The organism is Candidatus Zixiibacteriota bacterium, assembly GCA_036480375.1.
Taxonomy (GTDB): domain Bacteria; phylum Zixibacteria; class MSB-5A5; order GN15; family JAAZOE01; genus JAZGGI01.
Window position 1 is genome coordinate 65,262 of sequence record JAZGGI010000023.1, and the last position, 11,634, is coordinate 76,895.

Consider the following 11,634-nt stretch of genomic DNA (forward strand, 5'->3'; position numbering starts at 1 on the left):
GGAGAGGTCCATGGAAGAAGTAAAAACAAATAAACCGCAACTAACAGAAAACGCTCTTAAAGTTTTGGAGCGTCGCTATCTGGCGAAAGACAGCAAGGGAAACATCATTGAGACTCCGGAGGGACTTTTCCGGCGGGTGGCACGGACGATATCCGCCCCGGATCAGATGTACGGAGCGACTCAGGATGAGATCAAGAAAACAGAAGATACTTTTTACGACATGATGGCTAATCTGGAGTTTATGCCTAACTCACCGACATTGATGAATGCCGGGCGTCCCCTGGGGCAGCTATCGGCATGTTTTGTATTGCCCATTGACGACAGCATGGAATCGATATTTACAACGGTAAAGAACGCCGCGTTGATTCATAAATCGGGCGGTGGGACGGGATTTGCCTTTTCCCGGCTGCGTCCGATGAATTCGGTTGTGGCATCAACTTCGGGTGTCGCTTCGGGGCCGATATCGTTTATGAAAGTGATAAATGCCGCAACCGAAGCGGTCAAGCAGGGCGGTACTCGCCGGGGCGCCAATATGGGGATATTACGCGTTGATCATCCCGATATCATGGAATTTATCCATTGTAAGGATGATTTGTCCGAGCTGACCAATTTTAATATTTCCGTGGCAATAACTGACGCCTTTATGGATGCTATGGAAACCAATTCGGAATACGATTTAATCAATCCTCAAACCGATAAACCGTTTGTTCGGGACGGTCAGGTTGTTCGCCTGATGGCTCGCGATGTGTTCGACCAGATTATTGAACATGCCCACACTACCGGTGAGCCGGGGGTCATGTTTATTGACCGGATGAATAGCGAAAATCCGGTGCGCCAGGTAGGGCTTTACGAATCAACCAATCCCTGCGGCGAACAACCGCTATTGCCTTATGAAAGCTGTAATTTGGGTTCGATTAATTTATTTAAGATGCTGCGGGCCGTCGTCGATCCCGATAATACTCATGCTATGTATCGTTACGAAATTGATTGGGAAAAGCTGGATGAAACGGTCCGCAAGGCGGTTCATTTTCTTGATAATGTCATCGACGCCAACCGTTATCCGCTCCCGGAAATTGACGCCAATACCAAGAGCAATCGCAAAATCGGCCTGGGTGTGATGGGGTGGGCGGATATGCTGATTATAATGAGTATCAGGTATGATTCGCCGGAGGCGTATGATTTGGCCGATAAAATCATGTCTTGCATCGACCAGATTGGTCATGAAGAATCCAAAAAATTATCGGCTCAGCGCGGCAGATTTCCTTCCTGGGAGCGTTCAGAATACTATCAGGACGGACAGGGAGATGAAATTCGAAATTCAACCATAACCACAATAGCTCCCACCGGCACCATTTCGATTATATCCAGTTGTTCGTCGGGAATCGAGCCGTTATTTGCCGTAAGTTATGTGCGTAATGTCATGGATAATACCAAGCTCATTGAAGTCAATCCGATCTTTGAGAAGATGGCTAAGGAACGCGGCTTTTATTCCAGGGAATTGATGGAACGAATCGCGGATACCGGTTCAATTCAGGAATTTGACGAGATTCCGCAGGATATAAAGAATATTTTCGTGACTTCGCATGATGTGGCGCCGTCTGATCATGTCAAGATGCAGGCCGTGTGGCAGAAACATACCAATAATGCCGTTTCCAAAACGATTAATCTGTCGCATGATGCAACAGTTGAAGATGTTCGAGATGCTTATTTGGCCGCCTTCCAGCTGGGGTGCAAGGGTGTTACCGTATATCGCGACGGTTGCCGGGCTAATCAGGTTTTATCAACCGGCAACGCCGATAAAAAAGAGAAAGAACCGGAAGAGCCGATGGCCAAAAAGGCGGCCAAGATACTAAACCGCCCCGAGGATTTGCGGGGTATTACTACTAAGATAAAAACCGGATACGGTAACCTGTATGTCACCGTGAATATTCTTGATGGCAAGCCGTTTGAAGTATTCGCGCAAATAGGCAAATCGGGTTATTCGACGATGGCCGATACTGAGGCGATTTGTCGCTTGATATCATTGGGATTGCGATCCGGGATTCCGGTGGATAGAATCGTCAATCAGTTAAAAGGCATCGGCGGAGCGTCGCCGGTATTTGGCAACGGCGGATTAATATCGTCAATTCCCGACGCGATCGCGATCGTTTTGCATAAGAATTTTGGAAACGGCAAGTCTATCGAGCACAACACGACTGATCTGGGAACGGAATTTTGTCCCGATTGCGGAATGCGGATTGAGCACGAGTCGGGCTGCCTCGTATGTCATAGTTGCGGTTATTCAAAATGTTAATTATATTGCCCGACAGATATTAATCTTTGCCGGGTAGGTATTTTATGTCATCTCAATATATTCCGTCCGGTCGGACATCGATCGTGAAACGGGGTGAGGCTGAATTTCAGCTTCAAACCGAGTGCGCCATTATACCTCATCCGCGTGTCACGACGACGATTTTTTCCAAAGGTCAGGTGTTGCATAAGATTGAGCGAACAATTGATAAGGAAGTAACTTCGATTGAGGAGATGCACGAGGTTGAGGATATAATCAAGGCTCAGCATCTGGAAGTATCCAAGATCCTCAGGGAAGAAGGCCTGCCGTCGCAACCGGCCAGCCGATTCGGTCAGGCCGATAAAAAAATCAGGTCAGATCAAATTCGGGATTTGCCCTCTGTCGAAAAGGTATATCTCGTGACGGGGGAAGGAAAGCTGGTAGGCAATCGCAAGGTAACGAAAGAATTTAAGAAGATGTTCAAACATGTCTTGCGGGAATTACCCAATATGATTGGTGTTTTCGCCGAATTGCCGGGACATGGGCACAATCGGGAGGAAGGGATTTATGAGATTGAACTGGGTCGGATTCTACTGGCGTCGACCGGGGTTGAGTTTTTCCTGATTTTGCTAAAGCCCGAAACGCCCTACGATATAATCGCTCCGCAAATCAGCGGTATTTTAAACCTATAAAAAAAAGAGAGAGACATGCTTTGAAAAAACTCCTCAATCCACACGGTAAAGGGTTTTTACAGCCACCCCGGTATTTTGCTTTCGCTACCGCCCATGATAGACGGGTCACGGCGTACGCGCAACCAAATAGAGACAACCTTCATTAAGGAAGTGTTAGAGATTTTTCAAATTTATCTCTCTCAGTATTAAAGTTACGCATCAAAAAACTTAATGCAACAACTTTTTTTGGATAATATTTATTTGGCTTTATTTAGGCGTCGATAATTGTTATACTAAAGTTCTACTTGAAGAGGCGTTAACGCCGGAAAGATGGTGAAACTTTGGTTTTTTCGACCGGTATTGACATTGTGGAAATCAAACGAATCGGAAGGATTTATGATCGCTATCGTGATAAGTTCCTGAAAAGATTATATACGGAAGAAGAAATCGAAATACTGCGAAGGCGGCCCGCGGTCATGCTATCTGCTATGGCCGGGAAATTCGCGGCCAAAGAAGCGGTTATGAAAGCCCTGGGAGTTATTTTTAACAAGGGTGTTTATTTGAGAGATATTGAAATTTTGAATCAACCGTCGGGCATGCCGTATGTCCGTTTGCCGAAAAGGTTGCATGAAGGTCTTTCGGGCAAACAAATATTGATTTCTATAACTCATGAAAGCAGTTACGCCGCGGCCGTCGCGATAGTAAGCGGGGAGTAGATTGTCGTATGAATCCGATGAGTCAACATTTGCATAGAAAGAAAAAATGTTGAAAAAACTGATATGTCTTTTTATCTTTGGCGCTTTGATTTTCAGCTCTACCTCTCGGGCGGAATTTTCATCGGATAATATAAGCCTTGGTTTTGTCGGCGGCTTTAATATCGCCAATGTTGCCGGGCATGCAGAAGAAACCAAATCCAAAACCGGACTATGTTTCGGCGGTTATATCAATTACGCGCAGAACCGGTATTTATCTTATCAATTGGAATTAATCTTAAACGGCAAAGGTTACAAAATTACGGACGAACCGTACTATGATACGGCCAATGATTTCCGCGGGTATCGTGACCTGACTTACACTTTCACTTATATTGAAATTCCGGTTTTAACCAAATTGACATTTTTAGGCGGCGAAAAGGCTTCGCTGTTTCTGGCGGGCGGCGGATTTTTCGGAATGATATTGAATTCGAAGATACGGGTGGAAAACGCAGAATTGGCTTTGGATCTTGACATGGAGAATGCTAAAGGAGCTGACCTGGGTTATGTTATCGGAGGCGGGTTAAACTTACGAGCCGGGGAATCCGGTTGGGTTTTCGTTGAAACAAGATACGAGGCGAGTTTTGTCGGTCCCATTCAGGGTGAAGATCAAAAAAGCCGGATAATCAGTGTGCGTTTCGGATATTGGTTTTAGAAATAAAAAAGACGGGTCGTAAGTCCGCCTTGCTTGTTATCTCATTTTTATAACATCTTAAAGACAAATCCTATCCCAAGAGTTTCTTTGAAGCGTCCTTTTTTGCTCACTTCCTTATCGTAAAGTACCTGGGTATAAAAATTTACTGAGATGATTTTAGTAATCGAAGCCGTGACTATATTTTCCCAGTTGATGTCAACGGCTTTCCAATAATCTTCAAATTCAGTTCCGGCGACTTTGTCTTTTTCGGAAAAGACGAGAGCTTTATAGAGTGTAAGTTTGCCCGTGTAATACAGGCTTTCTCCGAACGATAACTTGACATCGGTAACCGATTCGAGACCGCCGTCGGTTAAAGTCGAATCGGTCGTTTCAAGAGTCAATGAATCGATGATGACATTTTTTGTTATCTGGCGAAAAGCAACACCGAGACGGCTGATAATCTCATTTTTTTCCCCTTCGGCGTATAGTTTTCGAGCGATACCGACCGATTCGGTCAGTTTAATGGGCGTGAAATATCGTTTTTTTGCTTCAAAAGAAGCGTCGAGAAATTGCGACTCCAATCTGAAGGCCAGGTACGGATCGACAAACCAGTTTTTTGTGACACGGCCGACGTTTTCCCAGTCTATCAAATCGGTTGACTTGCGAGGTTTTGTCCAGACTTTATTGGTATCCTGTGTCAGGGTTTGACCGAATGACAGTTTGAGCCGTGACTTTAGATTAAAAGATAGGGAAAGCTGTTTTTCTGCTGAGCCGTTGAGATTGCTGACCCAGCTTAACGAGCCCGACTCACCGCCGGTCCAGGAATCGGAATAGGCTGTCTGGGTGGTGGTTATGTCCAGAACCATAGAAGTTTTCCATCTGGCCGGATCTTCATCCTGCGCGAAAACGCCGGATGAGGTCAATGCAATCGCAAGAAATAAAATCATTGAGTATATTCGACAAGCCATAAAATCCTCCTCAGTTGGCCGTTACCTGATGCATATGAACATCCTGTTGGGGATATGGAATGGAAATTCCTTTTTCATCGAACGTAAGTTTTACTTTTTCGGTAATGTCGTAATAGACATTCCAGTAATCCGCCGTTTTGACCCAGGGACGGACGGCAAAGTTGACCGAACTATCGGCCAATTCAGATACCGCGATCAGAGGGGCGGGGTCGTCGAGAATCCTACTATCGGCTTTGATTATTTCTTCCAAAAGTGATTTGGCCTGCCTGATATCATCATCATATCCGATGCCGAAGACCATATCTATACGGCGCATTTCTTTGGCGGAAGAGTTGACGATATTACCGCCAGTAATGGAGCTGTTAGGTATTATGACTTTTTTGTTATCGGGAGATTTGAGCACCGTCGTAAATATTGTAATTTCCTCGACTGTACCGGCGGAACCTCCGGCTTCTATATAATCGCCGCTCTTGAATGGGCGAAAAATAATTATTAAGATTCCCGATGCGAGATTTGAAAGAGAATTTTGAAAGGCGAGACCGATAGCCAATCCGGCGGCGGCCATGATGGCAATAAACGAGGTGGTTTGAATACCGATATTTCCGAGGGCCATAATGACAACGACTGTCATCAGTGAAATGCGAATAACACTTCTCAGAAATTTAGAAAGTGTTTCATCCATTTTGCTTTTAGTCATGATGCGGCCGATCGTGCCGGAAATTATCCCTACAACCATGCGACCGAAAATCAGAATTGCCAGGGCGCCTACGATTTTCAGTCCGTATAAGGCAGCCCAATCACTAATCTGAATCCAAATAGCATCCATATTTCCTCCTGAGATTATTGATTAAATCTTGATTTCAATCTTACGAGTATCCCTCAATTGCCCATTATTAACTTTTACTATGATACGATTTGTGGATAATTATGTGAAGTTAATTCTTTGTCAAAATAATTTCCATGTAGTGACACGCTTGGTGTTGTCGTAATGGTGGCCCACAGTCTTGCCGTGGGAAAATATTCATCCATACGGCCCTAAAAATATTCGTTGCTATTATCATATAATCGAAGTATTATTGAATGAAATGGCGGGAATCCACCGTCATCCCCTAAGCGGGATGACAGTGGGCCACCTGTCGATCAGTCAGGCCGTTGGGGTAAAGGTTGTCCAACTGCATTGGCAAAATCTCTGACGTCTTCTTCGTCACCTCTAAACGGGTTGCGCCGTTCTAACTTTAGAGAGGCGGTCATCGCCGCAAATTTCCCCACTTCATCAAGTTTGGTGCATCTCTCTCTATAGAAGAGATAGCCAGCCATGTAAGTGTCGCCGCAACCGGTCGGGTCAAGGGCAACTGTATTCCTAGGTGGATAAGTGGGAACCCAGTATGATTTACCCTTGGAGTAGACCAATGAGGGATTGCTCCCACGGGTTATAACCACTTCTTCTGGACCGTAGTTTGATAGCTCGACGGCAATTTCTTTCATATCCCGTTGATGTGACAGAATTCTCGCCTCTTCTTCGTTAGCCTTTACTATGTTCACAAAGGCAAGCGCTGCCGTTTTCTCTTTCCACTCTACATGCCTCACTCGCGCCCAGCCTCGACTTCTCCCCACAACGTCCCTCACGAACCCTTGCACATCGAGCGAGATTATTGCGCTGCCGGCAAGAAACCGAATTACTTCAAGGGGAATCTCATCTTTCGTCAACGGACCAAGATGGAAGATTCTGGCCTCACAACGTGATGCGTCGCCGACAGTAAACGGCCTCGCCACGTCTTTCACCCGTTGTTCCCTCGTATTGGTGTCACTCGAATACACGTTCATGAACGTCGTCGTCCGGTCACTTTCTCCCAAGAAAACAGGGATGTGTTCTTTCTCTAATTCGCTTAAGAGGAAAGTATCTTTATCACGGAGTTTGGTAATCACCGCAACATTCATGCCAAGATTCTTCAAAGCGACAGCAGTATAGTAGACTGTGCCTCCAGGCATCTCGATTTCACCGTCAACGGTGTTTACGATGTCCTTCGTTATGTGGCCAATTACGCAGGCATCGAACATCATTGGTTGTCCTTTCCTTTCTTTGGGGGATTCGATGCTTGCTTGTGACACGCGTAAATCATTTTGTTTATGAAAATAGTCAAGCCCACCACGATAATTCCCGTCCCGATCCACCATATGAACTTTGTTTCGCTTTGAAATTGGAGGTCGCTTATCAGAAACGCAAGAAAGCCGGTAAGGCCGGCGCTCAGGAGGAAGAGGCCGGTTGAACCCGTCTTGACAACACATCTTCTCACAAATGTTCCGAAGGCTGGTCCATTTGCCCTGCGCTTAGGAATGCTGCTTCCCCTTACTGGCTCACCGTTCTTAATTGCATCCATCAAATCCTCCGCCACCGTTTGGAAATAAAGATTTTGCCCCAATGCGATTGAAAGGAGACCAGCAAAAAGGAGGCCTCCCCACAGAAGGTAATCTCTCACGCCAGCGCACGTCAACTTATCGAATTGAAGAACTGCCGCGATCAAAGCTCCGGACACTGCTACCAAGACCGAGGGTAGTTGCCAGGTAACCTGATCGCGATGTCGCCAATCATCGGAAAGCTGTTCATAATCGTGATTGTCTTTCATAGTAATCCTGCCTAACATAATACTTTGCAACGCTTTTTCACAGCAATCTATCCCACAAAAGAGACAATGTCAATAAGAAGTAATAGTAAAGATAGAATATTTACCTAGAGTAGGTCCCGCTGTGGGCATTCACATTTTTCCATCAAATCCAACTCAATTTCCGAAAACAAACGCATTTTTGAAGGGTATAGTCTATGATTTAGTATTTGTGATAAATGACCGACGACGTGGCAAGAGTTCAGATAAACTATGCGACAGCCAAAAAGGGATGACATCCCCGACAGCCAAAAACAGGCCTTCTCCTGTCGGAATCACCACCGAGTTGATATGACCCAAAACGTTAATCTGAGGAAACAAACCCATTTTGAGACCGATTTTATTGAATAAAAAGGTTCCGGAAACCATATATTATACGAATATCCTGAAGAAGGAGGGCCAAATGATATACGAAGGAATTTATACGTTCCAGATAAATCAGCGCGTTAAGATGAAAACCGGATGGTTTCGTTAGGATGAAATAATTTTCGCCGGGATGCCCAATGAACATACTTACTCTCTGGTTTTGACCTGGTCAAGCTCTCACAATTCGATGGCTTATAATTTGTTTTTGCCGACGACTCAAAAAGAAATCGTACACGAATATTTGATGATTTACGTCAGGAGAGTGACATCGTCTTCGATTGAGCTGGAATTGCGAAAGACATAACAATACACCCCGGGAAAAGATTAATTTTTCCTGTTCCAAAAGCCGGGAACCATTTCCTCCGCTAATCGTAAAATAAATTGACGAAGGAGGAAGTGGTGCAGAGGGCTTCAGCGATAATTGCTTTAATATTTTTCGCGTCTTTTACCTTCATTGATGATGCGGTAACGTGTGCTTTAATGCCGATACCGGATGAATGTCTGGAGGTTCTTGAAGCATGCGACGATATGTTTGTTATGGATTCCGATCCGATCTGCATCGTCGTTGTATCAGGATGCGGCGGCTGTGCTCCTCCAATAACTTTAATTCCTGATATGGATCCTGACTACCCCTATGAAATGTTGGATAATCAAAGCTGCGCTGAATGTTGCCTCGCTATGCCGGAAACTCGTCCCGTTATTGTTGAATACCGGATCTTTCAATACCAGTATGAGAATAACATTGCCCTGCCGGAAAACATTTTTCACACGGACATTTCTAAACAAGCAAATACTCATAAATCATTAAATCCAGGCATCCATCCCTCAATTCCAAGTACGGTCCTCAGATGTTGATTTTTGGCAATAACCATGAACTCGCGTGGTTCAGACAATGATTTCTTACTATGGATGAATATTTTGAATTGAGGATTTAATACTATGAAAAAGCATCCAATTATTGCCGTTTTGGCAATTTCAATTGCGTTAGTTTTTGCCGGTTCGGTAATTGCCGGTTTTTCACCACTTTCACAAAATTCAACTGTGGAATACGGTGAAGGAGCCAATCCGGACTGCTGCCCTGAAGACGCCACATGTATTCCCATTGAGGAATGCACTCCCGAGATGATAGAGAATTGCATAGTGGTGCAATGTCCTCCCGGCGGACCGGGCTGCTGCGGCAAATAATTATCGCATTTAACGGCAATTTGTAGACGACACAGGGGCTTTTCGAAGCCCCTGTTTTATTATAGGTAAATTTCAAAAAACTGAACGGTTTCAGTAAATATTCAAAGAGTCGTTCGACGTATTACGCTTGTGATAGTATTCACTTGCAATTGATAATTTCTGTTCGTATAATTAATCTCTTATAGTGTAACAATTTTTGGGAGGATAGATTATGGGATTTACCAGTGAAGCATATATAGTGTCTGCCTGCCGGAGTGCGATTGGGACATTTTTGGGTGGGTTGTCTTCTTTTCCAGCCACTAAATTGGGAGCCTTTGCTATAAAAGAAGCAGTCAACCGGGCCGGAATAGACCCCAATAAGGTAGATGAAGTTATTATGGGGCAGGTGGTTCAGGCTGGCGTCGGGCAGGCCCCCGCGCGACAGGCGGCTATCCATGCCGGGATCACGCCCAAAGCGGGCGCTTTGGCCATTAACAAAGTCTGCGGTTCGGGACTCAAAGCTGTCATGCTGGCGGCCCAGGCGATACGATTGGGCGACGCCGATTGTATTATCGCCGGTGGGATGGAGTCGATGTCGGGAAGTCCATATGTTCTGCACGGCGCTAAAGGCGGTTTGAAATTCGGCGACAAGAAGCTTCAGGACTCAATGGTTCTTGATGGCCTGTGGTGTTCGTTTAAGAACTGGCACATGGGGAACGCCGCGGAATTGACTGCTGATAAATCCAAAATTAGCCGGGAAGAGCAGGATGATTACGCCTTAAATTCTCATAAGAAGGCTCTGGCCGCTCAGGATGGAGGGAAATTCGATAATGAGATTTTCCCTATTGAGATTCCTCAGAGAAAAGGCGATCCGATTATTTTCAAAAAGGATGAAGGTCCTCGCGCAAAAATCTCAATTGAAGGTCTTGCGAAATTAAGGCCCGCTTTCCAGAAAGACGGCACGGTAACGGCCGGAAACGCACCCGGTCTGAATGACGGCAGTTCAGCGGTTGTGGTTGTCTCAGAAGAGTATATGAAAAAGAATAATCTGACACCGATGGCAAGGATCGTTGATTACGGCACCGCAGGCATTGAACCGGAATTGATATTTTACGCGCCTATTCATGCCGTCAATAATTTGTGCGCCAAAATGAGTATTGATGTAAATCATTTTGATCTTATTGAAGCCAATGAGGCTTTTTCGGTGCAGTGCCTGGCTGACGGCAAGGAAATCGGCTGGGATTGGGATAAAGTAAATGTCAATGGCGGCGCGGTAGCCCTGGGGCATCCTATTGGCGCCAGTGGAGCCAGAATCTTGACTACTTTGATGTATGCCCTTAAGGATCGTGGCGGCAAGAACGGGCTGGCGACCTTATGTCTTGGCGGTGGTAACGCCGTAGCGATGGCAATTGAAATGATGTAATAGACTTTTGGGAGGATAAAAATAATGACTGTCGATGATATTAAACAAATTACGGTTATCGGGGGCGGCACGATGGGCAACGGAATTTGCCACCATCTGGCCCAATGCGGATATAATGTTAATCTGGTCGATACGACGCAGGAATTTCTCGATAGAGCGCTGGCGACGATTAACAAGAATATGGGTCGCCAGGTTAAGAAAGAAAAAATCACCGAAGATGATAAAAAAGCGGCTCTGAAAAGAATTAATCCGACGACGGATTTGAATGTCGCGATAGATTCTCAATTGGTAATTGAGGCGATCTTTGAAGACCTTGAAGTTAAATTGGGTTTATTCAGGGAACTCGACACGATTTGTCCCGCCGATACGATTCTGGCGTCAAATACGTCATCTTTGCCCATTACCCAATTGGCCGGTGTAACAAGTCGCGCCGACAAAGTTATTGGGATGCATTTTATGAATCCGGTCCCGATGATGAAGCTTATCGAATTGATTCGGGGTATTGCCACCAGCGATGAGACATACAATTTGATTAAGGAATTATCGGAGAAAATAAAGAAGGTTCCGGTTGAGGTTCAGGATTACCCGGGCTTTGTCGCTAATCGGATACTTTTACCGATGATAAATGAAGCCGCATACACGCTCATGGAAGGAGTGGCGACGGCGGAAGGTATTGATACCGTGATGAAGCTTGGCTTGGCTCATCCAATGGGACCGCTGACATTGG

General features: G+C 45.4%; 13 protein-coding genes. 9 read left to right on the plus strand and 4 right to left on the minus strand.

Features of this window, described 5'->3' with window-relative positions; genetic code table 11:
• Positions 1–10: 10 nt before the first annotated feature.
• The 4 genes from V3V99_06070 (at position 11) to V3V99_06085 (ending at position 4,347) form a co-directional block, all read left to right on the plus strand.
• Entirely contained in the window at positions 11–2,293 is a 2,283-nt protein-coding gene (locus V3V99_06070; GenBank protein MEE9442216.1) for a vitamin B12-dependent ribonucleotide reductase, read from the plus strand.
• Positions 2,294–2,337: 44 nt separating this feature from the next.
• On the plus strand, positions 2,338–2,961 hold the full coding sequence (locus V3V99_06075) for a hypothetical protein (GenBank protein ID MEE9442217.1): 624 nt from the start codon (positions 2,338–2,340) through the stop codon (positions 2,959–2,961).
• 320 nt (positions 2,962–3,281) lie between these two features.
• Positions 3,282–3,656, plus strand: coding sequence for a holo-ACP synthase (gene acpS / locus V3V99_06080; GenBank protein MEE9442218.1), 375 nt, complete (start codon positions 3,282–3,284; stop codon positions 3,654–3,656).
• Between the two features lie 46 nt (positions 3,657–3,702).
• Positions 3,703–4,347, plus strand: coding sequence for a porin family protein (locus tag V3V99_06085; GenBank protein MEE9442219.1), 645 nt, complete (start codon positions 3,703–3,705; stop codon positions 4,345–4,347).
• Between the two features lie 47 nt (positions 4,348–4,394).
• Here the strand turns inward: V3V99_06085 and V3V99_06090 are convergent, their stop codons facing one another.
• From V3V99_06090 to V3V99_06105, 4 genes are all read right to left on the minus strand, one after another.
• Complete coding sequence (locus V3V99_06090) at positions 4,395–5,294, minus strand: DUF3078 domain-containing protein (GenBank protein ID MEE9442220.1); 900 nt, start codon at positions 5,292–5,294, stop codon at positions 4,395–4,397.
• A gap of 10 nt (positions 5,295–5,304) precedes the next feature.
• On the minus strand, positions 5,305–6,120 hold the full coding sequence (locus V3V99_06095; GenBank protein ID MEE9442221.1) for a mechanosensitive ion channel domain-containing protein: 816 nt from the start codon (positions 6,118–6,120) through the stop codon (positions 5,305–5,307).
• Between the two features lie 314 nt (positions 6,121–6,434).
• Positions 6,435–7,355: a PfkB family carbohydrate kinase gene (locus V3V99_06100; protein MEE9442222.1), complete on the minus strand. Its 921-nt coding sequence runs from the start codon at positions 7,353–7,355 to the stop codon at positions 6,435–6,437.
• Positions 7,352–7,918, minus strand: a complete 567-nt coding sequence (locus tag V3V99_06105) for a hypothetical protein (protein MEE9442223.1) — start codon at positions 7,916–7,918, stop codon at positions 7,352–7,354. Before V3V99_06105 ends, V3V99_06100 begins: the two co-directional genes overlap by 4 nt.
• A gap of 532 nt (positions 7,919–8,450) precedes the next feature.
• Between V3V99_06105 and V3V99_06110 the strand changes: the two genes are divergently transcribed.
• The 5 genes from V3V99_06110 to V3V99_06130 all read left to right on the plus strand — a co-directional run.
• Positions 8,451–8,624, plus strand: a complete 174-nt coding sequence (locus V3V99_06110; GenBank protein MEE9442224.1) for a hypothetical protein — start codon at positions 8,451–8,453, stop codon at positions 8,622–8,624.
• 95 nt (positions 8,625–8,719) lie between these two features.
• Positions 8,720–9,175, plus strand: a complete 456-nt coding sequence (locus tag V3V99_06115) for a hypothetical protein (protein MEE9442225.1) — start codon at positions 8,720–8,722, stop codon at positions 9,173–9,175.
• Positions 9,176–9,259: 84 nt separating this feature from the next.
• A complete protein-coding gene (locus tag V3V99_06120; protein ID MEE9442226.1) occupies positions 9,260–9,505 on the plus strand; it encodes a hypothetical protein in 246 nt (81 codons plus the stop codon).
• Positions 9,506–9,716: 211 nt separating this feature from the next.
• Positions 9,717–10,907, plus strand: a complete 1,191-nt coding sequence (locus V3V99_06125) for an acetyl-CoA C-acetyltransferase (protein MEE9442227.1) — start codon at positions 9,717–9,719, stop codon at positions 10,905–10,907.
• 24 nt (positions 10,908–10,931) lie between these two features.
• Positions 10,932–11,634, plus strand: a 703-nt coding sequence (locus tag V3V99_06130; GenBank protein ID MEE9442228.1) for a 3-hydroxyacyl-CoA dehydrogenase NAD-binding domain-containing protein, incomplete at its 3' end; no start/stop codon positions are given.

Excerpts from the sequence above, each read along its gene's own strand:
- V3V99_06095 (MEE9442221.1), bottom strand. The coding sequence starts at position 6,120 with ATGGATGCTATTTGGATTCAGATTAGTGATTGGGCTGCCTTATACGGA.
- V3V99_06105 (MEE9442223.1), bottom strand. The coding sequence starts at position 7,918 with ATGAAAGACAATCACGATTATGAACAGCTTTCCGATGATTGGCGACAT.
- V3V99_06085 (MEE9442219.1), top strand. The coding sequence starts at position 3,703 with ATGTTGAAAAAACTGATATGTCTTTTTATCTTTGGCGCTTTGATTTTC.
- V3V99_06120 (MEE9442226.1), top strand. The coding sequence starts at position 9,260 with ATGAAAAAGCATCCAATTATTGCCGTTTTGGCAATTTCAATTGCGTTA.
- V3V99_06090 (MEE9442220.1), bottom strand. The coding sequence starts at position 5,294 with ATGGCTTGTCGAATATACTCAATGATTTTATTTCTTGCGATTGCATTG.
- V3V99_06070 (MEE9442216.1), top strand. The coding sequence starts at position 11 with ATGGAAGAAGTAAAAACAAATAAACCGCAACTAACAGAAAACGCTCTT.
- V3V99_06075 (MEE9442217.1), top strand. The coding sequence starts at position 2,338 with ATGTCATCTCAATATATTCCGTCCGGTCGGACATCGATCGTGAAACGG.
- V3V99_06100 (MEE9442222.1), bottom strand. The coding sequence starts at position 7,355 with ATGATGTTCGATGCCTGCGTAATTGGCCACATAACGAAGGACATCGTA.
- V3V99_06125 (MEE9442227.1), top strand. The coding sequence starts at position 9,717 with ATGGGATTTACCAGTGAAGCATATATAGTGTCTGCCTGCCGGAGTGCG.
- V3V99_06110 (MEE9442224.1), top strand. The coding sequence starts at position 8,451 with ATGCCCAATGAACATACTTACTCTCTGGTTTTGACCTGGTCAAGCTCT.